Source organism: Falsiroseomonas sp. E2-1-a4 (genome assembly GCF_051433165.1).
Lineage (GTDB): Bacteria > Pseudomonadota > Alphaproteobacteria > Acetobacterales > Acetobacteraceae > Falsiroseomonas.
Genome location: NZ_JBHMFS010000001.1, coordinates 208,166 through 229,900, shown reverse-complemented (window position 1 = coordinate 229,900; position 21,735 = coordinate 208,166). Strand labels below are relative to the sequence as shown.

25 protein-coding genes are annotated in these 21,735 nt (G+C 69.5%); 10 read left to right on the top strand and 15 right to left on the bottom strand.

The genetic code is table 11. The annotated features are described in order from the left end of the window. Window positions 1–58: 58 nt before the first annotated feature. The 7 genes from ACFHNC_RS01160 to ACFHNC_RS01130 form a co-directional block, all read right to left on the bottom strand. A complete protein-coding gene (locus tag ACFHNC_RS01160; protein WP_437167364.1) occupies window positions 59–349 on the bottom strand; it encodes a DMT family protein in 291 nt (96 codons plus the stop codon). Next, window positions 346–1,647, bottom strand: a complete 1,302-nt coding sequence (locus tag ACFHNC_RS01155; RefSeq protein ID WP_437167363.1) for an AmpG family muropeptide MFS transporter — start codon at window positions 1,645–1,647, stop codon at window positions 346–348. The genes ACFHNC_RS01160 and ACFHNC_RS01155 overlap by 4 nt, the downstream gene beginning before the upstream one ends. Before the next feature lie 86 nt (window positions 1,648–1,733). Further along, window positions 1,734–2,081 carry an AbrB/MazE/SpoVT family DNA-binding domain-containing protein gene (locus ACFHNC_RS01150; RefSeq protein ID WP_437167362.1) on the bottom strand — a complete coding sequence of 116 codons (348 nt, stop codon included), beginning with the start codon at window positions 2,079–2,081 and terminating at the stop codon, window positions 1,734–1,736. A 251-nt stretch (window positions 2,082–2,332) separates the two neighbouring features. Next, entirely contained in the window at window positions 2,333–2,758 is a 426-nt protein-coding gene (locus ACFHNC_RS01145) for a hypothetical protein (protein WP_437167361.1), read from the bottom strand. Between the two features lie 167 nt (window positions 2,759–2,925). Next, window positions 2,926–4,755, bottom strand: a complete 1,830-nt coding sequence (gene typA / locus ACFHNC_RS01140) for a translational GTPase TypA (RefSeq protein ID WP_437167360.1) — start codon at window positions 4,753–4,755, stop codon at window positions 2,926–2,928. 237 nt (window positions 4,756–4,992) lie between these two features. Next, window positions 4,993–5,661 (bottom strand): hypothetical protein, encoded by a 669-nt coding sequence (locus ACFHNC_RS01135; protein WP_437167359.1) that lies wholly within the window; start codon window positions 5,659–5,661, stop codon window positions 4,993–4,995. A 110-nt stretch (window positions 5,662–5,771) separates the two neighbouring features. Beyond that, on the bottom strand, window positions 5,772–6,761 hold the full coding sequence (locus tag ACFHNC_RS01130; protein ID WP_437167358.1) for an adenosine kinase: 990 nt from the start codon (window positions 6,759–6,761) through the stop codon (window positions 5,772–5,774). A 178-nt stretch (window positions 6,762–6,939) separates the two neighbouring features. Here ACFHNC_RS01130 and ACFHNC_RS01125 point away from each other — a divergent pair, with 178 nt between their 5' ends. The 4 genes from ACFHNC_RS01125 to ACFHNC_RS01110 all read left to right on the top strand — a co-directional run bounded on the left by ACFHNC_RS01125 (window position 6,940) and on the right by ACFHNC_RS01110 (window position 10,199). Next, complete coding sequence (locus ACFHNC_RS01125) at window positions 6,940–7,629, top strand: EI24 domain-containing protein (RefSeq protein WP_437167357.1); 690 nt, start codon at window positions 6,940–6,942, stop codon at window positions 7,627–7,629. Window positions 7,630–7,992: 363 nt separating this feature from the next. Further along, complete coding sequence (locus ACFHNC_RS01120; RefSeq protein ID WP_437167356.1) at window positions 7,993–8,550, top strand: bactofilin family protein; 558 nt, start codon at window positions 7,993–7,995, stop codon at window positions 8,548–8,550. Continuing rightward, complete coding sequence (locus tag ACFHNC_RS01115) at window positions 8,550–9,137, top strand: hypothetical protein (protein WP_437167355.1); 588 nt, start codon at window positions 8,550–8,552, stop codon at window positions 9,135–9,137. The genes ACFHNC_RS01120 and ACFHNC_RS01115 overlap by 1 nt, the downstream gene beginning before the upstream one ends. Window positions 9,138–9,281: 144 nt before the next feature. Beyond that, a complete protein-coding gene (locus ACFHNC_RS01110) occupies window positions 9,282–10,199 on the top strand; it encodes an AEC family transporter (protein ID WP_437167354.1) in 918 nt (305 codons plus the stop codon). A gap of 114 nt (window positions 10,200–10,313) precedes the next feature. On the opposite strand, the gene trpS is transcribed toward ACFHNC_RS01110, so the two are convergent. Next, window positions 10,314–11,315, bottom strand: coding sequence for a tryptophan--tRNA ligase (trpS, locus tag ACFHNC_RS01105; RefSeq protein WP_437167353.1), 1,002 nt, complete (start codon window positions 11,313–11,315; stop codon window positions 10,314–10,316). A gap of 171 nt (window positions 11,316–11,486) precedes the next feature. Between trpS and secB the strand changes: the two genes are divergently transcribed. The 3 genes from secB (at window position 11,487) to ACFHNC_RS01090 (ending at window position 14,315) form a co-directional block, all read left to right on the top strand. After that, a complete protein-coding gene (secB, locus tag ACFHNC_RS01100; RefSeq protein ID WP_437167352.1) occupies window positions 11,487–12,020 on the top strand; it encodes a protein-export chaperone SecB in 534 nt (177 codons plus the stop codon). Between the two features lie 37 nt (window positions 12,021–12,057). Then, a complete protein-coding gene (gene lnt / locus ACFHNC_RS01095; RefSeq protein ID WP_437167351.1) occupies window positions 12,058–13,674 on the top strand; it encodes an apolipoprotein N-acyltransferase in 1,617 nt (538 codons plus the stop codon). A 194-nt stretch (window positions 13,675–13,868) separates the two neighbouring features. Next, entirely contained in the window at window positions 13,869–14,315 is a 447-nt protein-coding gene (locus ACFHNC_RS01090; protein WP_437167685.1) for a helix-turn-helix domain-containing protein, read from the top strand. An 8-nt stretch (window positions 14,316–14,323) separates the two neighbouring features. Here ACFHNC_RS01090 and ACFHNC_RS01085 read toward each other — a convergent pair whose 3' ends face one another. After that, the gene (locus ACFHNC_RS01085) at window positions 14,324–14,827 is read right to left on the bottom strand and encodes a DUF2244 domain-containing protein (protein ID WP_437167350.1); all 504 of its coding nucleotides are present in this window, start codon (window positions 14,825–14,827) and stop codon (window positions 14,324–14,326) included. Window positions 14,828–14,862: 35 nt separating this feature from the next. Here ACFHNC_RS01085 and nth point away from each other — a divergent pair, with 35 nt between their 5' ends. Then, window positions 14,863–15,567 carry an endonuclease III gene (gene nth / locus ACFHNC_RS01080; RefSeq protein ID WP_437167349.1) on the top strand — a complete coding sequence of 235 codons (705 nt, stop codon included), beginning with the start codon at window positions 14,863–14,865 and terminating at the stop codon, window positions 15,565–15,567. Here nth and ACFHNC_RS01075 read toward each other — a convergent pair whose 3' ends face one another. The 5 genes from ACFHNC_RS01075 to ACFHNC_RS01055 all read right to left on the bottom strand — a co-directional run bounded on the left by ACFHNC_RS01075 (window position 15,568) and on the right by ACFHNC_RS01055 (window position 20,298). Next, window positions 15,568–15,975, bottom strand: a complete 408-nt coding sequence (locus ACFHNC_RS01075; RefSeq protein ID WP_437167348.1) for a DUF3775 domain-containing protein — start codon at window positions 15,973–15,975, stop codon at window positions 15,568–15,570. Between the two features lie 78 nt (window positions 15,976–16,053). Then, window positions 16,054–16,875 carry an aldo/keto reductase gene (locus tag ACFHNC_RS01070; RefSeq protein WP_437167347.1) on the bottom strand — a complete coding sequence of 274 codons (822 nt, stop codon included), beginning with the start codon at window positions 16,873–16,875 and terminating at the stop codon, window positions 16,054–16,056. A gap of 10 nt (window positions 16,876–16,885) precedes the next feature. Beyond that, complete coding sequence (locus ACFHNC_RS01065; protein ID WP_437167346.1) at window positions 16,886–17,893, bottom strand: WD40 repeat domain-containing protein; 1,008 nt, start codon at window positions 17,891–17,893, stop codon at window positions 16,886–16,888. Further along, on the bottom strand, window positions 17,893–18,864 hold the full coding sequence (locus tag ACFHNC_RS01060; protein WP_437167345.1) for a CobW family GTP-binding protein: 972 nt from the start codon (window positions 18,862–18,864) through the stop codon (window positions 17,893–17,895). The genes ACFHNC_RS01065 and ACFHNC_RS01060 overlap by 1 nt, the downstream gene beginning before the upstream one ends. A gap of 105 nt (window positions 18,865–18,969) precedes the next feature. After that, window positions 18,970–20,298 (bottom strand): aspartate aminotransferase family protein, encoded by a 1,329-nt coding sequence (locus ACFHNC_RS01055; protein ID WP_437167344.1) that lies wholly within the window; start codon window positions 20,296–20,298, stop codon window positions 18,970–18,972. A gap of 86 nt (window positions 20,299–20,384) precedes the next feature. On the opposite strand from ACFHNC_RS01055, the gene tsaB reads away from it, so the two are divergent. Both tsaB and ACFHNC_RS01045 read left to right on the top strand, forming a co-directional pair. Beyond that, a complete protein-coding gene (gene tsaB, locus ACFHNC_RS01050; RefSeq protein WP_437167343.1) occupies window positions 20,385–21,041 on the top strand; it encodes a tRNA (adenosine(37)-N6)-threonylcarbamoyltransferase complex dimerization subunit type 1 TsaB in 657 nt (218 codons plus the stop codon). Next, the gene (locus tag ACFHNC_RS01045; protein ID WP_437167342.1) at window positions 21,038–21,445 is read left to right on the top strand and encodes a GNAT family N-acetyltransferase; all 408 of its coding nucleotides are present in this window, start codon (window positions 21,038–21,040) and stop codon (window positions 21,443–21,445) included. The genes tsaB and ACFHNC_RS01045 overlap by 4 nt, the downstream gene beginning before the upstream one ends. Here the strand turns inward: ACFHNC_RS01045 and ACFHNC_RS01040 are convergent, their stop codons facing one another. Continuing rightward, complete coding sequence (locus ACFHNC_RS01040) at window positions 21,446–21,703, bottom strand: sulfurtransferase TusA family protein (protein WP_437167684.1); 258 nt, start codon at window positions 21,701–21,703, stop codon at window positions 21,446–21,448. Window positions 21,704–21,735 lie beyond the last annotated feature (32 nt).

Genomic DNA, 21,735 nt, shown 5'->3' with positions numbered 1-21,735 from the left:
AATCCACCGGCAGAAATATGAAGATTACCGCCGCCACCAGGCAGCCCATGGCCGCGAATTAGGTCCAGCGGAGCTGCTCGCCCAGGAACATCACGCTGAACACGGCGAAGACCGCCAGCGTGATGACTTCCTGCATCACCTTCAACTGCTGCCCTGTGAAGGTGCCGTAGCCGATGCGGTTGGCCGGCACGGCGAAGCAGTATTCGAAGAAGGCGATGCCCCAGCTCGCCGCCACCGCCAGCCACAACGGCCAAGCGGGCTGCTTCAGATGGCCATACCAGGCGAAGGTCATCAGCACGTTGGAGAACACCAGCAGCATCGGTGTCAGGAAGTAGGGGCTCGCCATCATCCGGTCAGGTCTCGCGCGGGCTGGACCACGGGCTGAGCGGGCGGCGGCAAGTGTTTCAGCAGGAACAGCATGATGACCATGGCCGGCAGCGCGGCCAGGGTGGTCAGGCCGAAGAACCAGGACCAGCCCAACCCTTCCGCCAGCCAGCCGCTACCAGCCCCCAGCGTGCGCAGCGGCACCGCGGCCAGGGAGGACAGCAACGCATATTGCGTGGCGGTGAAGCTGCGGCTGGTCAGTGCGGACAGGTAGGTGACGAAGGCGGCATCGGCCAGGCCATCGGTGAAGTTCTCCACCCCCACCTGAAGCCACAGCATCGGCATCGAATAGCCCGTCTGGGCCAGCGCCACATACATCAGGTTGGACAGCATCTGCAGGATGCCGGTGTAGATCAGCGCCCGCGCGGTACCCAGCCGCGCCACCACCCAGCCGCCGGCCAGCGCACCGCCCAGCGTCATGAACAGCCCGAACACGCTGCCCACCGCCGCAATCTCCAGCCGCGAAAAACCGAGCGAGCGGTAGAAGGGCGCGGTCATGATTCCGGCCAGCGCCTCCCCCAGTTTGAACAGCGCGACGAAGGCGAGGATCGCCACCCAGTAGCGGCGGCCCATGAAGTCCACGAAGGGGTCCACCACGGCCAGTTTCAACCGGCGCGCCCAGGGCAGCACCACCACCGGCGGCGCCTCCGGCTCCGGCCCAAACATCACGGCCGCGAAGCCGATGCCGACCAGCGCTGCGCAATAGGCGAAGGCGGCTGTCCAGCCGGCGAATTCCGCGATGGTCAGCGCCCCGGCATTGGCGGCCAGCAGTGCCGCCCGGTAGCCCCAGATGTAGCAGGCGAGGCCGTAGCCCTGGTTGCTCTCCTCCAGCACCTCGATCCGGTAGGCATCCACGACGATGTCCTGGCTGGCCGACAGGAAGGCGACCAGCACCGCCACCATCACCGTGACCTGCGCCGCATTCACCGGATCGGTGAAACCGAGGCCCAGGATCGCCGCCGCCAGCACCGGCTGGATGCTGGCCAGCCAGCCGCGCCGCCGGCCGAGCCAGCGGAAGGCCGGCGGCGCCGCGTGATCCAGCACCGGCGCCCAGAGGAATTTGAACGCATAGGCCAGCCCGATCAGCGCCGTCAGCCCGATGGCGGTGAGCGAGACGCCCGATTCGGAGAACCACTGGCGCAGGGTGAAGGCCGTCAGCGGTAGCGGCACGCCGGCGGAAAAGCCCAGCGCCAGCAGGATCAGGAAGCGCCGATCCCGGAGAAGGGGCGCCCGGCTCAGGGCGCCGCGGAACGGGTTGGGCAAGCGGAACTCCTTTTTGGCCGCCCCCCAGCCCGGGGAGGCTGGGACGGTCTAGAAGGTTTTGCCTCCGCGTGGAAACGCCGAGAGCTTCAGTCCTGCAAAGCCTCGGTCAGCGCAAGCCGCGCTGCCTTCAGCCGGCCGAGCAGCCGCCCCGGCGTTACCAGCCGCAAGCCGGGCTGATCCACCCGAAGTAGCAGCACCGTGCCCGGCACCAGGTTCAGCGATTTGCGAAGCTGGCCCGGCAGGGTCAGCCGGCCCTTGCCATCCAGCGTGGGCTGGCGGCCGCGCTCGGCATCGTCGCCGGGCGCGATGGCCAGTTCTCCATCCTCCACCGCCACCTGGAGCTTCACGCCAGGCACAAGGCCGGTCGCTGCCCGCAAGGCGGGTGTCAGCAGCACCCGCCCGCGCGAGTCGAGCTGCAATCTGATAGCGCGCATCCAAGGATCCGACCGTTGCGTGGGCGGAGTGTGCCGCAGAAACGTGATCGAAAGCAAAGCGCGCTTCACAGACATGGGAGGCGCGCCAACTTCGCATGACCGGGCACGCGAAACCCTTTTGGGCGCGCAGCGATAGCGGTGTAGGCTTCACATGACGGTCTCGTGGCGCCCCCCGCCCGGGTCCGGCCCTGCGGCGCGCCGCACTTCTACAGACCGGACCTCCTCCGGCGGCGCGTCGCAGGGGCCCCCCTTCAGACCAGGATGATGTTGGTGACCCCGGTGAAGCGCAGCGTCGCGCCCCGGATCGTCAGGTCGCCGCTGAAGGGCATTATCTCGCCCGCGTGGTCGACGAAGCCCAACCCGCCATCCCGATCCAGATGCAGCGACAGGCCCGGCTCCAGCACATTGATCGCGATGATGAGCTGGGTGAGGGTCACCCCTCGCAGGGCCAGCACATCCGCGGCCGGACGGCCGGCGAAATGGGCATCGCCCTCCGCGGGCGCCCGGCAGCAGGCGGGCTGCGCCCCCGCCTTGCCGGTGGCGGGCCGTGCGGGGCTGTCGCTGCGGCGGGTCGCGGCGCCCTGGCCGGTACGGCCCCAGCTTCCCGCCAGGTCCTGCCAGCCACGCCCCCCGCGCGGGCCGCGCCAGGGGGAAGGGTTATCCTGATCCGCGCTCATGGGCTTCCTGCTCTCACACCTCGATTGGGGCAAGGCTAGGGCCGGGGCGGGAAGGGGAGCAGGCGCGGCGTGCCAATGGCGCAAATAGGCGGCGCCTTTGGCGCCCGACACGAAAAGGGCGGCACCGGCAACGGTGCCGCCCTCCAATTGTCTCAGCTCCGAGCGGCTTATGCCGCTTCGCTGTCCGACTTGCGCGCGTTCTTCTTGCGCTCATGCGGGTCGAGGTAGCGCTTGCGCAGGCGGATGGCGCTCGGCGTCACCTCCACCAGCTCGTCTTCCTCGATATAGGCGATGGCCTGTTCCAGGCTCATCCGGCGCGGCGGCACCAGCAGAAGCGCCTCATCCTTGCCGGCGGCGCGGATGTTGGTGAGCTTCTTTTCCTTGATCGGGTTCACATCCAGGTCGTTGTCCCGGGAATGCTCGCCCAGGATCATGCCGACATAGACCTTCACACCCGGGTCCACGAACAGCGTGCCACGCTCCTGCAGCGAGAACAGCGAATACTGGATCGCCTCGCCATCGGAGTTGGAAATCAGGGACCCGTTGCGGCGGCCCTCGATCGGGCCGGCCCAGGGCTGATAACCCGCGAAGATGCGGTTCATGATGCCGGTGCCGCGCGTGTCCGTCAGGAACTCGCCATGGTAGCCAATCAGGCCGCGCGACGGGATCAGGAAGGTCAGGCGCAGCTTGCCGCCGCCGGAGGGCCGCATGTCCTGCATCTGGCCCTTCCGCAGGGACAGCTTCTGGACGACGACGCCGGAGTATTCCTCATCAACGTCGACCAGGCATTCCTCGAACGGCTCCTCGCGCTCACCGGTCTCGGCATTCTCGCGCGTCAGCACGCGTGGGCGACCGATGGTGAGCTCGAAACCCTCGCGGCGCATCTGCTCGATCAGCACGCCAAGCTGCAATTCGCCGCGGCCGGCCACCTCGAAGGCGTCCACTTCCTCGGACACCTTGATGGAGATCGCGACGTTGCCCTCGGACTCCTTGAAGAGCCGGTCGCGGATCTGGCGGGAGGTGACCTTCTTGCCCTCGCGGCCGCCGAGCGGGCCGTCATTGATGCGGAAGGTCATGGACAGGGTAGGCGGATCGACCGGGATGGCCGGCAGCGGTTCCATCACGGCCGGATCGCAGATGGTGTCCGGGATGGTGCCATTGCCAAGGCCGGCGATCGCGATGATGTCGCCGGCATAGGCGGTTTCCACCACCACACGGTCCAGGCCACTGAAGGTCATCAGCTTGGTGAGACGCCCGGTCTCGACCACGGAGCCATCCCGGCGCAGCACCTTCACCGGCATGTTGAGCCGGGCGGTGCCCTGCTCGATGCGGCCGGTCAGGATGCGGCCGAGGAAATTGTCGGCCTCCAGGATCGCGGCGTTCATGGCAAATGGCAGGTTCGGGTCGAGGCCCGGCGCCGGCACATGCGACAGGATCAGGTCGAACATGGCCGACAGGTCCTTGCGCGGACCGTCCATCGTCGTGTCGGCCCAGCCCTGGCGGCCGGATGCGAACAGCATCGGGAAGTCGAGCTGGTTGTCATCCGCGCCGAGTGCGGCGAACAGGTCGAACATCTCGTTATGGACTTCGTCGGGACGGGCGTCCTGGCGGTCCACCTTGTTGACGACGACCATCGGGCGGATGCCGCGGGCCAGCGCCTTGGTCAGCACGAATTTCGTCTGCGGCAGCACGCCCTCGGCGGCATCGACCAGCACCACGGCGCCATCGACCATCGACAGGATGCGCTCGACTTCACCGCCGAAATCGGCGTGGCCAGGGGTGTCCACGATGTTGATCTTCACACCCTTCCATTCCACCGCGGTGGATTTGGCAAGGATGGTGATGCCGCGCTCGCGCTCGAGGTCGTTGCGGTCCATCGCGCGTTCCGCCACCACTTGGTTGGTGCGGAAGGCGCCGGCCTGCTTCAGAAGATTGTCGACGAGGGTGGTCTTGCCGTGGTCGACGTGGGCGATGATCGCGACGTTGCGAATATCCATGGGTGCGTCCGGGTTCCGGCCTTAAGAGTTTCAGCGAGCGATCCCGAGGAACCACTTCGCGCCGACCCCCGCCGTCCCGGGCATGACCGTCACGGGACGGTCATCCAGGCACTTCGCTGGGCCATTGGCTTTGATGCGGCGCACACATAAGGCGGAAACCGCCAAAAAGCGAGCGAGAACCGCATCGCGTCGGCCCGGGGCAGCCCCGTCTTGTGGGCGGGGCTGCCCGGCAGCGCCCTACATGCGGCCGGGGCTGGGCATCGGGCCGGGCTGGAACATCGGCGCCGGCGCCGGGCCGAGGTTGCGCGGCACAGCCTGGCCACCCGCGCCACCGCCGCCGGACGGGGCCATCGGCATGCCGTGGCCGGTGGCGGTGTTGCCACCCATCATCGGCTTCGGCTCACGAAGCTGCGCCATCGCCTGGTCGATATGGCGGTTCACCGCGGCGCGGTCGCGCCGGTCAAGCGCCTCACGCGCCGAGGAAATGGCCGCGACCGGGCCGCGATCCATCGGCGTGCCCGCCTGGCTCGGCATGACGGAGCGGGTGAGCAGGCGGGTCTCGGCCTGTTCCAGGCTGACGCGGGCCTCACGCATGCGCCCCGCCGCGAGCGCCTGCCGCGCCTCCCGCAGGAAATTCTCCGCGGCCGCGGTGTCCATGTCGGACTGGCCCATGGCCATGCCAGGCATCGCGCTGCTGCCCATGCCAGGCATCGTGCTGCCGGTGGCCGAGCCATGCGGTCCCTGCTGGGACATAGGCGCCTGGTGCATAGGCGCCTGGTGCATAGGCGCCTGGTGCATCGGGCCCTGGGACATCGGCGCCCGGGGCATCGGCTCGGTCATCTGGGCCTTGGCGGCCCAGGGAAGAATCAGGGCGCTGGCCAGGATCAGGGCGGGTTGAATTCGCATGCCGAGCCTCCTTCTCAGGCCTGGATTGGCCCGTTGGAGGTAGCAACGCGGGGTGGCGCGCCCTGGTTCCAGGCCGCGCTAAACCCCGTTTCCGTAACAGTTCCGCCGGCTCAGCCGGCGACGAGCGCCTTCAGATCGGCCTGCGGGCGGGCGCCGAAATGGCTGATCGCCTCCGCCGCCGCCACCGACCCCCAGCGGCCGCATTCGGCCATCGCCTTGCCCTGGGCCAGGGCGGCCAGGAAGCCGGCGGCATAGGCATCACCGGCGCCGGTGGTGTCCACCACCTGCGTCGGCACGGCGGCGACCTGCCATTGCTCGGCACCGGCCACCACCAGGCTGCCATGCTCGGACCGGGTGATGGCGGCCAGCGACACCTCCTGCCGCACCCGTGCCACGGCGGCGTCCAGATCCTCCGTCTCGTACAGGGACAGGATCTCAGCCTCGTTGGCGAACAGGATGTCGGTCTCGTTCTTCACGAATTCCTGGAAGGCGGAGCGGTGGCGGCCGACGCAGAAGGGGTCCGACAGGGTCAGGGCGATTTTCCGACCGGCCGCGTGCGCAGCCTGGGAGGCTTTGAAAAAGGCGGCCTTGGCCTCGGGCGGGTCGAACAGGTAGCCCTCGAGGTAGGTGACGGCGGCGGACGCCACCTCCGCCACATCCACATCGTCCGGGCCGAAGGCGACACAGGCGCCGAGGAAGGTGTTCATGGTGCGCTGGCCATCCGGCGTCACCAGGATCAGGCAGCGCGCGGTCGGCGCGCCGCCGGACAGCGGCGCGGTCGGGAAGCGCACGCCGGCGGCCTGGATGTCATGCGAGAAGACGCGGCCCAGCTCATCCGCCGCCACCTTGCCGAGAAAGCCGACCCGCGCGCCGAGCGCCGCGGCGACGGCGCAGGTATTGGCGGCCGAGCCGCCGCTGCCTTCCACACCCGGACCCATGGCGGCGTAGATCCGTTCCGCCGACGCGGTGTCGATCAGCGCCATGCTGCCCTTGGTCATGGCATGCGTGGCCAGGAAGCCGTCCTCGGCACGGGCCAGCACATCGACGATGGCATTGCCGATGCCGAGAAGGTCGAGCGTGGGCGGGGGGGCGTTGGTCATCTGGGGTGAAGCCTTGTGCGATTGCCGCGGAACCTGCCGGAAGGGCGGGGCCAAGGCTAGCCCGTGCCAGATAAAGCTGGGCCAGACAGAGCTGGGCCAGACAGAGCTGGGCCAGACAAAGCTGGGCCAGACAAAGCTGGACCAGACAAAGCTGAAGGGCACGTGACCGGCGTCCCGCTTGGCCCGGCCGCCGCGCCGGTCCATCTCCGCCGCCATGCTGCAACCCCTGCTGCTGGCGCTGCGCCAGATCCCCGACCCCGCCTTCCGGCGCCCCTTGTTCTTCGGCGCGCTGGGCGCGCTGGCCGGGCTGTCGGGGCTGGCCTGGCTGTCCGCCTGGGGCCTCGGCGCCGTGGCGGGGGGCGAGGGGTGGCTCGCCACCACTGCCGCCACGGCCGGGGTGGTGCTGGTGGCGGTGGCCGCCTGGTGGCTGTTCATTCCGCTGCTGCTGGCGGTGGCCGGGCTGTTCCTGGATGGGGTGGCGGAGGCGGTGGAACGCCGCCACTACCCGGCCCTGCCGCCACCCCAGGGCGCCAGCACGGCGGTGCAGGCCTGGGGGGCGGCGGTGATGGCGGCGAAGCTGGTCGGCCTGACCCTGGTCCTGCTGCCGCTGTCCCTGCTGTTGCCGGTGGTGGGCGTGGTGCTGCTATGGGCGGTGGCCGCGATCTTCCTGGGCGACGGGCTGTTCGAGGGCGTTGCCCTGCGGCGGATGGAACGCGTTTCGGCGGATGCGCTGCGCCGGCAGCGGCGCCTGGCGATCTGGAGCCTGGGTGGCGTGCTGGCGCTGCTGGCCGCGGTGCCGCTGGCGAATCTGCTGGTACCGGTGCTCGGTACCGCCGCGATGACGCATCTGCTGCATCGGCGGGACTGAACAGGATGACGCCCCGGAACTTTCCGCCCTGAACTTCCGGTGGATGAGTTGGGGAGAATTGCGGTTGCATCGCGCCGCGGCGTTGTCTGAACGCGGTGGCGCGTGTTAGCCGATGCTTCTGTACGGTGCGCCGGCAGCGCGCCCGCCAGACCATTCGGCGCCGGTTGCGCCCGGTCGCCTGTTGCGCCCGGTCGCGATGCTGCCGCGAGACACCACAGAAGGGGGACGATGATGAATGTCTTCGGCCGTCGCCGGGAAGAAAAGCCCGCCGAGCCCAGCCCCGAGCCGCAATCCGCCACCGTTCCGACCTCTCGCGACCCCGATCTGGGCGCGCCCAACCGACCCACCAGGGATGCTTCCAACATGAGCCTCGCCCCGAAGCCGCCGACCCCCACCATGCCGACCGGCCCGACGCCGCCCGCCGGCACCGCCATTCCGCCGCGCCCGCCGCAAATGGGCGGCCCCATGGGCAGCCAGATGGGTGGCCCCATGGGCGGCGGCCAGCAGCCCGGCGGCGCGCCGACCATGCCGACGCCGCGCCCGCAGGCGCCGGATCGTCGCACCCTGGTCGTCGGCCGCGGCATCAGCCTGCAGGGCACCGTGGCCGATGCCGAGCGCCTGGTGGTCGAGGGCACTGTCGAAAGCCAGATGATCCAGGCGACGGAGCTGTCCATCAGCCAGACCGGCGTGTTCAAGGGCGAGGTCCAGGTCGAGGATGCCGAGATCGCCGGCACCTTCGACGGCACGCTGACGGCGCGCGGCCAGCTGGTCATCCGCGGCACCGGCCGCGTCATCGGCACGGCGCGCTGCCGCCGCCTGATGGTCGAGGATGGCGGCCAGATCTCCGGCAAGATGGAGATGCTGGGCGACGCGCAGGTCTCCCCCGGCCCGGCGCCGCGCGCCGCCTACGCGGAGGGCTGATGCAGCCCCGCGGCGCCGTTCCGGTGTCGCGGGCGCATCCGCTGCGGTGGCTACGGCTTCCCACCCTGGCATCCCTGCTGCTGGGCGCGGCCTGCGCCCAGCCGGACCGGGCCGACCCGGTGGTGGTGTTGCAGGAGGCGCTGGCCTCGCATCAGGCCAGCCTCGCCGGCATCGTCCCGCGCCCGGTTGCAGCCGGGGGGGAGGGCTCGGTCGCGCCATCCACCCCGCCAGCCCCATTGCCGTCCCGCAATGCGGCGGCCGGGGCGCCACCCGCCATGGCGGGGCAGTTGGTGGGTCACCCACCCGGTGCGGTCCTCGCCTGGCTCGGCGAACCCCGGCTGCGGCGGGAGGAGGGCCATGCCGAGATCTGGCACTACCAGGGCCCGCAATGCCACCTGGATCTGTTCTTTTACCGCGACGACGCGCCCGGTGCCGGGCTGCTGGTGGCCTTCGCCGCCGCACGCGCCATCGGGACTGCCCGGCGCGGCGAAGCCGCCTGCCTGCAGGACATCGCCCGCGGTGCCACCGCCCCTTCGGTCCCGGCCTCGGCACCGGAGGAAGCGCCGGAGCCGGTGCGGGGTGCCTGAGGCGTCGGACCGCTGCCCTCGCCTCGCGGTGACTCCTTCCCCAACGCAACCCTGCCTCTATGTCGTGGCGGTGGCGCGACAGTGACGGCTTCCGCAGGATGGGCGCCAACCTATCGAGGCGTCTGACCGGATGATTCGGACTCTATGACCCATTGGCTGGACGCCTTCGTGCCGGTCTTCGGCCTGCTGGCCCTGGGCGCGCTGCTGCGCCGGCAATTGCTGCGCGACGACACGATCTGGGCGGGCATTGAAAAGCTGGTCTTCTGGGTGCTGTTGCCCAGCCTGATCGTCACCGCCCTGGCCAGTATGCGGCTGGCGGATCTGCCGGTGGGCGGGCTGGCGGGGACGATCTGGGGGGCGCTGCTGGCCGGGACCGCGATTTCACTGGTGCTGGCGCGTGGGCTGGGGGTGGCGCATCCGGCCATGACCTCCATCCTGCAGGGCGGCATCCGCTTCAACAACCTGATGGGCTTCGCCATTGCGGGGGCCATCTGGGGGCCGGCGGGCATCGCGCTGTGTGCCATCTGCACCGGGCTGATCGTGCCGATGGTCCAGACCATCACCACGCTGGCCTTCGCCTTCGGCGGCGAAGGCCGGGTGCGGCCGGGGCGGTTGCTGCGGCAGGTGCTGCTGAACCCGCTGATCATCGCCTGCGCGCTGGGCTTCGCGCTGTCCCTGCTCGGCGGCCTGCCGCCGGGGCTCAGCCCGACGGTGCGGGTGCTGGGGCAGGCCTCGGTGGCGCTCGGGCTGCTGTGCGTGGGCGCGGCGCTGACGCTGAAGGGGCTGGGCGACCGGCCGCTGGCGCAGGTGGCGACGGCGGTGCTGAAGCTGGGCGTGGTGCCGCTGATCACCTTCGGCCTGGCGAGCGCCTTCGGCCTGGCGCCGCTGCCGACCGCCATCGTGGTGATGCTGATGGCGCTGCCCACGGCGGCGACCAGCTATGTGATGGCGCGCGCCATGGGTGGCGATGCGCCGCTGATGGCGGCCATCACCACCAGCGAGCATGTGGTGTCCATCATCACCCTGCCGCTGTGGATATGGTTCCTCGGCAGCCGGATGTAGCGAGCCTCATGGCGTGCCACCTGCGGCCGCCGAAGGCGGGCGAGCGCCCGAACGGGCGCCGCGGCTTCTGCCGCGCAGCCAAGCGCCCGAAGGGGGCGCCGGCGCATGAGGGAACTACCGGCGCGGCAGGAACCCGACAATCTCCTCCGCCCGGGCGCAGATCGGGGCTGCGATCGCCTCCGCTCGGTCGGCGCCGAGGCGAAGCTGGGCGTCCAGCGTCGCCGGATCGTCCAGCAGCCGGGACATCTCCTTCCGGATCGGGTCCAGATGCGCGACCAGGGCGCCCACCAGCACTTCCTTGAACGCGCCGAATCCCTTGCCCTCATGCTCCCGCAGCACGTTCTCCGGCAGGGTGCCGGTGATGGCGGCGAGGATGCCGATCAGGTTGCGCGCTTCCGGCCGGTTCTCCAGGCCCGAGGCATGGCCCGGCAGCGGCTCGGCATCCGTGCGCGCCTTGCGGATCTTCTGGGCGATGGCGTCGTGGTCGTCCGTCAGGTTGATGCGCGACTGGTCTGAGGGGTCGGACTTCGACATCTTCTTCGTGCCATCCCGCAGCGACATCACCCGGGCGGCGACGCCCTGGATCAGCGGCTCGATCTTCGGGAAGAACTCCACGCCGTAGTCGTGGTTGAACTTCTGGGCGATGTCATTTGCCAGCTCCAGATGCTGGCGCTGATCGTCGCCCACCGGGACCTGGGTCGCGTGGTAGGTCAGGATGTCGGCGGCCATCAGGTTGGGGTAGACGTACAGCCCGCTGGAGGCGGCCTCGCGGTCCTTGCCGGCCTTGTCCTTGAACTGGGTCATCCGGTTCAGCCAGCCCAGCCGCGCCACGCAGTTGAAGATCCAGGCCAGCCGCGTATGGGCATGGACATGGGATTGCAGGAACAGGGTGCAGCGCTTCGGGTCCAGCCCGCAGGCGATCAGCGCCGCCGCCATTTCCCGCGTCTGCCGCGCCAGCTCCTTCGGGTCCTGCCAGACGGTGATGGCGTGCAGATCCACCACGCAGAAGATCGCCTCATGCGTGTCCTGCATCGGCACCCAGTTGCGGATGGCGCCGAGGTAGTTGCCGAGGGTGGGCACGCCGGAGGGCTGGATGCCGGAGAAGACGCGGGTCATCAAAGGATACTCTTCTTTGGGCGGGATGTTGGTTGTGCCGCCTACGCGGCGCACGTCAAGGCGTCTGGTGCCTGTGCGCCACACGTCAAGCCGTGACCCGCTTCACCCTGGCCCGGCGCGGTGGCGCGTGGTAGCCCGCGGCAGCCGATCTTCGCATGAGCGGGAACCCCGATGTCCGACCTGAACGCGCCTTCCTCCCCCATCCCGAACGGTCCAGTGCCCGGCCCAACGCAGAACGGCCAGCCGGCCCCGCCGCTGCAGCTCAACATCCAGTACACGAAGGACCTGTCCTTCGAGGTGCCGGGCGCGCCCGAGATCTATGTGACCCTGCGCGAGCAGCCGCGGGTCGACCTGGCGCTCGATGTGCAGGCCCGCCCGATCGAGCAGGGCCAGAACGTCTTCGAGGTCTCGCTGCAAATCCGCGCCGACGCCAAGGTGGGCGAGACGCCCTGCTTCATCGCGGAGCTGGTCTATTGCGGCGTCTTCACCATCAATGTGGAGCAGCAGCATCTGGAGGCGGTGCTGCTGGTGGAATGCCCGCGCCTGCTGTTCCCCTTCGCCCGCAACATCCTGGCCGACATCACCCGTGACGGCGGCTTCCCGCCGGTGATGCTGGCGCCGATCGACTTCGTGGCGCTGTGGCAGAGCCGCCGCGGCCCGGGCGCCCAGGGCGCCGTGGCCCAGGCGCCGGTCGGTACGGCCTGAGGCTGCGCAGCCCAAGGGGCGGCGTGAGGGCCTGGCCGTGAAACCCGCTCGCGCCGCACCGCGTGAGGGTGTCGTCCGCCGCCTTGCCACCCCCGGCCACTGGCGCGATGCGCTGACGCGCCGGCTGGCCGGGCCGGGCTTCTGGCGGGCGCTCGCCACCGCCTTCGGGCTGGGCGCCGCCACGGCGCTCGCCCTGCCGCCGGTGCATCTGGTGCCGGTGCTGCTGATCACCCTGCCCGGCCTGTTCATCATGGTGACGGCCGCGCCCAGCGCCCGGCGCGCGGCCTGGATCGGGCTGGCCTGGGGCTGGGGCTTCCATGTCGCCGGCCTGCATTGGCTGACCAACGCCATCCTGACCGAGGTCGAGCGTTTCTGGTGGCTGGTGCCGATCGCGGTGCCGGCGCTGGCCCTGCCGCTGGGCGCCTTCACCATCCTGCCGGCCCTGGCCGCCCGCTGGGCCAGGCCGGGCGTACCGGCCGCGCTCGCCTTTGCCGCCGCCTGGCTGGCAGCCGAACTGCTGCGCGGCGTGGTCTTCACCGGCTTCCCCTGGAACCTGCTTGGCACCGTCTGGGCTTTTGCGAGTTTGCCGATCCAGGCGGCCGCCTGGGTGGGCGTGCATGGCCTGTCGCTGGCGACCGTCCTGCTCGCCTTGGTGCCCCTGGCCGGCCGGCGCGGCTGGATCGGCGGCGGCCTGGCCCTGCTGGTCTTCGCCGGCATCGGCCTGGGCCGGCTGTGGCCGGAGGAGCCGGAGCCGGAACCCGTCACCATGGTGCTGGTGCAGGGCAATGTGGCGCAGGAGGCCAAATGGCGGGAGGACACCCGCCTGCCGATCTTCCAGCGCTACATCGACCTGTCCGCCGGCGGCATCCGAACGGCGGCACAGGAGGTACCGGGCAACCGCATCGTCGTGGTCTGGCCGGAAACCGCCAGCCCCTTTCTGCTGGCCAGCGACCCGCGCGCGGCGGAACTCGCCACCGCCCCGCTGCCGCCCGGCGCTCTGCTGCTGGCCGGCAGCGTGCGGGCGGAATTCGGCGCCGATGGCCGCGCCTCCCGGGTCTGGAACAGCCTGGTGGCGCTGGATGCGCAGGGCGCGGTGCTGGATGCCTATGACAAGGCGCATCTGGTGCCCTTCGGCGAATACACCCCGCTGCGCGGCCTGCTGCCGATCCGTATCGTCGTCTCGGCGCTGGATTTCAGCGCCGGGCCCGGGCTGCGCAGCGTCCGCCTGCCCGGCCTGCCGGCCTTTGGCGGGCTGATCTGCTACGAGGTGATCTTCCCCGGTGCGGTGACCCCGGCGGACCGCCCCGGCTTCCTGCTGAACATCACCAATGATGCCTGGTTCGGCATCTCCGCCGGCCCGTACCAGCACCTGGCCGCGGCGCGGCTGCGCGCGGTGGAGGAAGGCCTGCCGCTGGTCCGCGCGGCGCAGACCGGCATCTCGGCCGTCTTCGATGCGCGCGGCCGCGTGGTGGCGCGGATGGGCCTGGCGGAGACGGGGGTGGTGGTGGCGCCATTGCCGAGCGCGGCGTCAGCCACACCGTTTGCGTATCTTGGATTGTGGATTCCGCTCGTTTTGCTCGCTCTGGTATCTGCTGTTGCGACCCTGGGTTCGATTTCGCGAGTTGCCTCCGGTAGCGATGAGGCGTCTCCATGATCCGACGCATCCGGGGGTAAGGGAGCTTTATTGAGATTTCTCAAAAGAGTTGACAATTCGTGACCAGCCGGATACGCCTTGATGCGGCCGCTGGGCGGGCGCTTCCAAGCCCCAGCATCGGCTCCGCCCAGGCCAGGATGGCCCCCTGAACGGGTGGACATGAACTTCCCTGGACTGGAGTGCGAGTGGTGGCCATCCCGAGCGAAGACGTGGTCGAACGAACCGAAAAGGAACATCGGCCGAGCCCGATCGATGTCCATGTCGGCAGCCGCGTGCGCCTGCGCCGCACCCTGCTCGGCATGAGCCAGGAAAAGCTGGGCGAGGCCTTGGGCCTTACTTTTCAACAGGTTCAGAAGTATGAGCGCGGTGCGAACCGGATCGGCGCCAGCCGGTTGTTCGACATCTCCCGCGTCCTGGATGTGCCGATCGGCTTCTTCTTCGACGACATGCCGCCCGAGATGGGTGGTAACCAGGGCAACCGCCGTTTCGGTGGTTTCCAGGAACAACAGGAAGGCTTCGAGGACGATACCCTGCACCGGCGGGAGACGCTGGAGCTGGTTCGCGCCTATTACCGGATCACCGATGCCGCCGTCCGCAAGCGGGTTTTCGAGCTGATCAAGAGCCTGACGCCCACCGACTGAATTAACACTCAGTGCAACTGGGGGTTGTCGAAAACGGGTTCACGGTAGCGCAGAAGCGCTGCCTTCAGCGCCTCGCCCAGATCGCGTTTCTCAGCGTCTGAGAGGAAGCACCCGACCTCCACGCGGCGTCCGCGCTGCACCAGGCTCAGCCGCGCCACGCCGCCCGCCACCTCCTCCAGCGCCACACGGGTCCAATAGGGCTGCAAAACGGTCTCCCGCACCCCGCCGCGGCCATTGGCGGTGACGATGTGCAGATGGCGCTCGGTCAGCCGCACCACCTCCCGCGCCCGGGCGCTCCAGCGCCGGTGCAGCGCGACCATCCACAGCACCAGCACCACCTCGACGCCCAGGAAGCCGAGCACCGGCCAGGCGCCCAGTACCAGGAACAGCACGCCCGGCACCGCGGCCCCGGCGGCGGAGAGCAGGCACAGCAGCTGCATGCCCCGTGCAGACAGGCTCTGCGACGGCGTGCTGACGGCTTCGAACAGGATTGGCTCGGCGGTGGCTGACATCCCTTCTCACTATGGGGTAGGGCTGGCATTCCGCCATGTCCGAAATCGTGAAACCCACCCGCCCCGCCCGCCCGCCCCGCAAGGCGCGGGCGATGAACCGCGCCCAGGCCGAGGCCTTCCTGCGCGCGCTCGCCGCCGCCAACCCGGCGCCGGAGACGGAACTGCATTTCCGCGATGCCTATACTCTGCTGGTGGCCGTGGCCCTGTCTGCCCAGACCACCGATGTGGCCGTGAACAAGGCCACCGCGACCCTGTTCGAAGCCGCCGCCACCCCGGCCACAATGGTGGCCCTCGGCGTGGAGGGCGTGGCGCCGCATATCCGCCGGATCGGGCTGTGGCAGGGCAAGGCGCGCAATGTGGTGGCGCTGTCGCAGCTCCTGCTGGACCGGCATGGTGGCGAAGTGCCGAATGACCGCGCGGCGCTGGAGGCGCTGCCCGGGGTCGGCCGCAAGACCGCCAATGTCGTGCTCAACGTCGCCTTCGGGCAGGAGACGATGGCGGTCGATACGCACATCTTCCGCCTCGGCAACCGCACCGGCCTGGCCGCCGGCAAGACCCCGCGGCAGGTGGAGGATGGGCTGGTGAAGCGCTGCCCGCCCGACATGCTGCGGGACGCGCATCACTGGCTGATCCTGCATGGGCGCTACATCTGCAAGGCGCGCGCCCCGGAATGCTGGCGCTGCCCTGCCGTGGCCCACTGCAACTTCCCGGCCAAGGTCCTGGCCCCGCCGGTGAAGTAGCTACCGCTCGACGTCTTCGATCGACAGGCCGAAGGCGGCCACGCCCTCCGCCAGCAGATCGCCAAAATTGTCCATGGCGAGCAGGATTTCGGCGGCATCCGCGCCATTGTCGCGCTCGGCGCCCTCAGTGATGGCGTCTTCCCATTCCTCCGGCGTGAAATCGCCACGGCCGACCAGAGCGAGGCCGATCAGCGCGGCCTGCTCATCCTCGTTCAGGGCGAGGATGGCAGCGCGCAGGCTGTCCTCGTCGAACTCATCCTCGACCGCGCCGGTGTCGGGGTCTGTCTCCGCCTCGGCATCGAGGTCCACCACCTCGGTGCCCTGCACCGCCCTGGCATGGTCCACCAGCGTTGCCACCACTTCCAGGCTGATGCCTAGGTCCAGATCGTCTTCTGATGCCTCGGCCATGTGGCCACCCCTTCTCGTCACGCCTGGATTAGTAGCCTCGGGCCGGCCCGGTACCAGGGCCACCCGTCAAAAATCGCCTCAACCGTTCACCCAGTCGGGCGCCATGGCGGGATTCACGAAGCGTCGGTCCTTGGGCAAGGCCGCGATCGCCGCGAGATCCGCCGCATCCAGCTTCACATCCAGCGCCGCCAGGTTTTCGGCCTGACGCGCCGGGCTGGCCGCCTTCGGCACCATGGCAACCCCGGGCTGCGCCAGCAGCCAGGCGAGCGCCACCTGCGCGGCCGTGGCGCCATGCTTGCGGGCGATGTCCTGCAGCACCGGCTGGTTGGCCGTCTCACCCTTGCCGAGCGGCGAATAGGCGGTCAGCGCCATGTCGTTGGCGCGGCAGATCTGCAGCAGCTTCGACTGGTCCAGCAGCGCATGATATTCCACCTGAAGGCAGGACAGCCCCACGCCCTGGTCGATCGCGCGTTGCAGCAGCCTGGGCGGGAAGTTGGAGACGCCGATGGCCTTGGCGCGCCCCTCCGCCCGGATCGCGGTGAGGCCCGCCAGGGCATCCGCCAGCTCCAGCTCCGGGCTGGGCCAATGAATCAGCAGCAGGTCCACATAGGGCGTCGCCAGGCGCTTCAGGCTGGCCTCGAACGCCGCGCGGATGGCGGCGCCATTCGGCTTGTCGTTCCAGATCTTGGTGGTCAGGAAGATCTCGGCGCGCGGCACGCTGCTGGCGGCGAGGCCGGCGCCCACCGCATCCTCATTGCCATACATCTCCGCCGTGTCGATGTGGCGGTAGCCGAGCGACAGCGCCGATTGCACGGCGGCGCTGCATTCCGCGCCCTTCATCGGCCAGGTGCCGAGGCCGAGGCGCGGCATGCGGATGTTCGGGATGACGGGCATCTCCATGCGGCGCTCCTCAGCGTTTCGAAAGATCGACGAAGCCGGCCAGCCCGGCCTCCGTGCCGAAGGCCAGCCTGGTACCGGTGGCGTTCCAGGCCAGGCTGGTGATGGCGGAACCGCGCGGCGGCGCCACCGGCACCACTTTGCCACTGGCCACTTCCGCCATCAGCACCAGCCCATCGCCGAAGCCGGCGGCAACCACTTCATGCTGGGGGTGGCAGGCGACGGCGCTGCACAGCACCTCATCCCCCCCGGCGAGTTCCGTCGGCGCCTTGCCCATCGGCCCGCCGCCGAAGAAGGGCCACAGCACCACGGATTCCGCGCCGCTGGTCGCCAGCCAGCGGCCACGGCTGGTGAAGGCGATGGAATGCGTCTTGCCCGGGTAGCCGGACATCCGCATGTGCTGCCCATCGGCCAGCCGCCAGCCATGCAGCGCGGTTTCCTGCATGGCGGTCACCACATGGGTGCCGTCCGGGCTGAAGGCGATGGCGTGGTGGCTGCCCTTCCATTCCAGCAGCTTCGGCTTGTCCTCCTTCGCCGCGACGAACCAGAGCGAGGCGCCGCCGTAATGGCTGGCGGCCAGGCGCTTGCCCTTGGCATCGAAGGCCAGCCCGCCGACGGAAGACGGATGCGCCAGGGATTTCAGGATCTTGCCCGCGCCATCCAGCACATGCGCGAGCTTGCCGACGGAGGCCGCGCGCACGCCCGATTCATGGGCGGCGACGTGATCGACCCATTTGCTGCCGAATTTCGCCACTTCGGTGACGGTGCCATCCGGCGCGGTATGCACCAGGCGGCCATCATCGCCGCCGGTCAGGAAGCCGCCCTTGGCATCGGCGCAGGCCGAGAGGATGGCGCCGTCATGCGCTTCGGCCGTGACATCGCCGATCCGCACCGTGCCATCCGCCAGCGCGAAGCCCAGCACCCCGCCGCGGTCGAACACCGCCGCGACGACCCAGCCGCCCAGCTCCTGCGTTGCGCCGCGCTGCGCCAGCAGGAAATCCGCTTCCGCCACCCCTGCCATCAGGCCGGCACCTGGCAGGCCTCGAAGCCGCGGCGCAGTTGCGGGCGGTTCAGGTCACGGCCGATGAAGACGATCTTGGAGCGGCGCGGGTCGCCTTCCTTCCAATTGCCGATGTAGTCGCCATCCGCGATCATATGCACCGCCTGGAAGGCGAAGCGCCGATCGTCATTGGCATAAGACAGAATGCCCTTGGTGCGCAGCAGGTCCTGGCCCTTCTTCTGCAGCAGATCGCTGATCCAGGCATTGAACTTTTCCGGGTCCAGCGGGCGGGTGGCCTCGAAGGACAGGCTCATCACCGCGTCGTCATGCGTGTGGTCGTCCTCGCCGGACAGAAATTCCGGGTCCCGCTCCAGGATGCGCTCCAGGTTGAAGGCGTCGCGGCCGATCACGGCCTCGATCGGCACGTCGGATTTCGTGGCGCGGCGGATCTCGGCATAGGGGTTGATGCCGCGGATGCGACGCTCCACCGCATCGGCTTCCTCGGGCGTCACCAGGTCGATCTTGTTCAGCACGATGATGTCGGCGAAGGCGATCTGTTCCTGCGCTTCCTTGCTGTCCTCCAGCCGGGCGAACAGGTGCTTGGCGTCCACCACGGTGACGATGGCGTCCAGCTTGGTGGCGCGCTTCACATCCTCATCGGCGAAGAAGGTCTGCGCCACCGGGGCGGGGTCGGCCAGCCCGGTGGTCTCGACGATGATGCCGTCGAAGCGGCCCTTGCGCTTCATCAGCCCGCCGATGATGCGGATCAGGTCGCCGCGGACGGTGCAGCAGATGCAGCCATTGTTCATCTCGAACACTTCCTCGTCGGCATCGACGACAAGGTCGTTATCCACCCCCAGCTCCCCGAATTCGTTGATCACCACGGCGAATTTCTTGCCGTGGTTCTCCGACAGGATGCGGTTGAGCAGCGTGGTCTTGCCGGCACCGAGGTAGCCGGTGAGCACGGTGACGGGAACGGGGGTATCGGCCATCGGGGAAGTCTCCGGGATCGGTTTGGGCGCATATATGGGATTGCGCCGCCCGGCTACCCGTGCGGCGCATGCAACCCTGTGATCCCGCGCCGGGGTTACGCGCCGTCAGGCCGCTACGGCGCGGATCGCCTCGTCCAGCGTGCCGAACAGCCGGTCCACATGCGGCTTCTCGATGATCAGCGGCGGGGACAGCGCCACGATGTCGCCGGTCACGCGCACCAGCACGCCCTTGTCGAAGCAGGTGCGGAACACCTCCATGGCCCGCGCGCCCGGCTTGCCGGGGTGCGGCTCCAGCTCCACGCCGGCGATCAGGCCCATGTTCCGCACATCGGTCACGCCCGGCGTGGCGCGCATGGCGTGCGCCGCCTCCTCGAAATAGGGCTCCATCGCCAAAGCGCGGCCGGGCAGGTCCTCCGACCGGTGCAGGTCCAGCGTCGCAATGGCGGCGGCGGAGGCCAGCGGGTGGCCGGAATAGGTGTAGCCGTGGAACAGTTCGATCCCCGCCGGCACGCCATCGACGATGGTCTGGTAGATCTCGTTGCTGGTGGCGACGGCGCCCATCGGCACGGCGGCGTTGGTCAGCCCCTTGGCCATGGTCATGATGTCCGGCGTCACTCCCAGGCGTTCCGCGCCGAAGGGCTTGCCGATGCGGCCGAAGCCCGTAATCACCTCATCGAAGATCAGCAGGATGCCGTGCTGCGTGCAGATCTTTTGCAGCTTTTCCAAATAGCCCTTCGGCGGCACCAGCACGCCGGTGGAGCCGGCGACGGGTTCGACCATCACGGCCGCGATGGTGTCGCCATGCAGGGCCACCAGGTTCTCCAGCGTATCCGCCAGATGCTCGCCATGGTCCGGCTGGCCCTTGGCAAAGGCGTTCTGGGCCGGCAGGTGGGTGTGCGGCAGGTGGTCCACATAGGGAAGCTGGGCGCCGAACTGCTTGCGGTTGGGGCCAATGCCACCCACCGACATGCCGCCGAAGCCAACGCCGTGATAGCCGCGTTCCCGCCCGACCAGCCGCACCCGCTGCGACTGCCCGCGCGCCTTGTGGTAGGCCAGCGCGATCTTCAGCGCGGTATCGGCGGCCTCCGAGCCTGAATTGACGAAGAAGACCCGATCCATGCCTTCGGGCGTCATCTCCGCCACGCGCGCCGCGGCCTCGAAGGCGATGGGGTGGCCGAGTTGGAAGGTCGGCGCGAAATCCATGATCGCGGCCTGCTTCTGGATCGCCTCGACGATCTCTCGCCGCCCGTGACCCGCATTGCAGCACCACAGCCCCGCGGTGCCGTCGAGGATCTCAGTGCCTTCCGGCGTGAAGTAGGACATGCCCTCGGCGCGTGCGAGCATGCGCGGGGTGGATTTGAAATACTTGTTGTCGCTATAGGGCATCCAGAACGCGTCGAGGTTGTTGCGACGCGGGATCTGTATTTCGTTCATCGGAGTGGTCCTTCTGCGCTGCGATCCAAGCAAGCGGCGCGGCTGGGGGCAAGCGTTGGTGAGCGCAGCCTAGGCGCGCGTGGCAAATGAATCTCCTGGTTCTTGATGGCGCGCTCGCCCGCTGCTCCGCCGCTGCCTTCGCGGATGGGGTGCTGGTGGCGCAGGAAGCGGCGGATGGCGCCCGGCAGCAGCCCACCGCGCTGCCGCCGATGGCCGCGCGGATGCTGGCCAAACTGGGCGGGCTGGATGCGGTGGCGGTGGTGGTCGGGCCGGGTGGCTTCACCGGTCTGCGCGCCGCCATCGCGCTCGCCGAGGGGCTGGCGCTGGGCGCCGGTGCGCGGCTGATCGGCGTCACGACCGGGGAGGCGCTGGCGGCTGCGCTGCCGGATGCGCTGCGGCAGACCCATGCGGTGTGGTCGGCGGTGGATACGAAGCGCGGCCGACTGGTGCTGGAATGCCTCGCCCCCGGCGCCTGGACCGCGGAGGGCCCGCCGCGCCCGATGGCGGAGGCCGAGTTGCCGCGCCCGGATGGGCCGGTGGCGCTGGTCGGCGATGCGGCCGCCATCGCCGCCGCCCGGCTGCTGGCGCGCGGCGCCCGCGCGGTGCTGACCGACAGCCGCCTGCCGCAGGCCGCCGCGGCCGGCCGGGTGGCGCTGCTGCGCCTGGCTGGCACGATCGCCCCGCGGGATGCTTCGCCGCTTTATGCCGAGCCGCCGGCGGTGCGGCTGCCCGTTGCCAGATGAACCCGGCCGATGCCGCGGCGCTGCATGCCGCCAGCTTCCCCCCAGCCGAGGCCTGGGGCACGGCTGCCATTGCGCTGATGCTGGACATGCCGGGCGCCTTCGGCGTGCTGCGCCCGGGCGCGGGTTTCGTGCTGGTCCGTGTCGCCGCCGATGAGGCCGAGATCCTGACCTTGGCCGTGGTGCCCACGGCACGCCGCGCGGGCCTCGGCTCCGCCCTGATGGCCGAGGCGATGGCCGGCGCGCGGGCGCGGGGTGCGACCGCGCTGTTCCTGGAGGTTTCGGACCGCAACGCGCAAGCCCGCGCGCTCTATGCCGCCTGCGGCTTCACGGAGGTCGGGCGGCGGCGGCGCTACTATGCGGATGGGGCGGATGCGCTGGTGCTGCGGCGGGCGTTGGACGAATAGTCAGCCCTTCTTGCGGATCCGCAGTATCTGCACCCCATCTGCCGCTTCCGTTGCGGATAATACGGTGTGGCCCTGTTCGGTCGCCGTGCGGGGCACGTTCCGGCGCGGTTCGTCGCCTTGCAGCCGCAGCCGCAGGACCTGCCCTGGCTGCATGCGGTCGAGAGCCAGGCGGGTACGCACAAAGGTCATCGGACAAGTCTCGTTTGTGATATCCAGGTCCCGATCGTGGGTCTGTTCTTCGTCTGTGACAGGATTCATCGGAACGCACCCATTTTGTTTGACAATGATCG

Excerpts from the sequence above, each read along its gene's own strand:
- ACFHNC_RS01160 (WP_437167364.1), bottom strand. The coding sequence starts at position 349 with ATGATGGCGAGCCCCTACTTCCTGACACCGATGCTGCTGGTGTTCTCC.
- ACFHNC_RS01150 (WP_437167362.1), bottom strand. The coding sequence starts at position 2,081 with ATGCGCGCTATCAGATTGCAGCTCGACTCGCGCGGGCGGGTGCTGCTG.
- ACFHNC_RS01145 (WP_437167361.1), bottom strand. The coding sequence starts at position 2,758 with ATGAGCGCGGATCAGGATAACCCTTCCCCCTGGCGCGGCCCGCGCGGG.
- typA (WP_437167360.1), bottom strand. The coding sequence starts at position 4,755 with ATGGATATTCGCAACGTCGCGATCATCGCCCACGTCGACCACGGCAAG.
- ACFHNC_RS01135 (WP_437167359.1), bottom strand. The coding sequence starts at position 5,661 with ATGCGAATTCAACCCGCCCTGATCCTGGCCAGCGCCCTGATTCTTCCC.
- ACFHNC_RS01130 (WP_437167358.1), bottom strand. The coding sequence starts at position 6,761 with ATGACCAACGCCCCCCCGCCCACGCTCGACCTTCTCGGCATCGGCAAT.
- ACFHNC_RS01120 (WP_437167356.1), top strand. The coding sequence starts at position 7,993 with ATGAGCCTCGCCCCGAAGCCGCCGACCCCCACCATGCCGACCGGCCCG.
- ACFHNC_RS01115 (WP_437167355.1), top strand. The coding sequence starts at position 8,550 with ATGCAGCCCCGCGGCGCCGTTCCGGTGTCGCGGGCGCATCCGCTGCGG.
- ACFHNC_RS01110 (WP_437167354.1), top strand. The coding sequence starts at position 9,282 with ATGACCCATTGGCTGGACGCCTTCGTGCCGGTCTTCGGCCTGCTGGCC.
- trpS (WP_437167353.1), bottom strand. The coding sequence starts at position 11,315 with ATGACCCGCGTCTTCTCCGGCATCCAGCCCTCCGGCGTGCCCACCCTC.
- secB (WP_437167352.1), top strand. The coding sequence starts at position 11,487 with ATGTCCGACCTGAACGCGCCTTCCTCCCCCATCCCGAACGGTCCAGTG.
- ACFHNC_RS01085 (WP_437167350.1), bottom strand. The coding sequence starts at position 14,827 with ATGTCAGCCACCGCCGAGCCAATCCTGTTCGAAGCCGTCAGCACGCCG.
- nth (WP_437167349.1), top strand. The coding sequence starts at position 14,863 with ATGTCCGAAATCGTGAAACCCACCCGCCCCGCCCGCCCGCCCCGCAAG.
- ACFHNC_RS01075 (WP_437167348.1), bottom strand. The coding sequence starts at position 15,975 with ATGGCCGAGGCATCAGAAGACGATCTGGACCTAGGCATCAGCCTGGAA.
- ACFHNC_RS01070 (WP_437167347.1), bottom strand. The coding sequence starts at position 16,875 with ATGGAGATGCCCGTCATCCCGAACATCCGCATGCCGCGCCTCGGCCTC.
- ACFHNC_RS01065 (WP_437167346.1), bottom strand. The coding sequence starts at position 17,893 with ATGGCAGGGGTGGCGGAAGCGGATTTCCTGCTGGCGCAGCGCGGCGCA.
- ACFHNC_RS01060 (WP_437167345.1), bottom strand. The coding sequence starts at position 18,864 with ATGGCCGATACCCCCGTTCCCGTCACCGTGCTCACCGGCTACCTCGGT.
- ACFHNC_RS01055 (WP_437167344.1), bottom strand. The coding sequence starts at position 20,298 with ATGAACGAAATACAGATCCCGCGTCGCAACAACCTCGACGCGTTCTGG.
- tsaB (WP_437167343.1), top strand. The coding sequence starts at position 20,385 with ATGAATCTCCTGGTTCTTGATGGCGCGCTCGCCCGCTGCTCCGCCGCT.
- ACFHNC_RS01045 (WP_437167342.1), top strand. The coding sequence starts at position 21,038 with ATGAACCCGGCCGATGCCGCGGCGCTGCATGCCGCCAGCTTCCCCCCA.
- ACFHNC_RS01040 (WP_437167684.1), bottom strand. The coding sequence starts at position 21,703 with ATGAATCCTGTCACAGACGAAGAACAGACCCACGATCGGGACCTGGAT.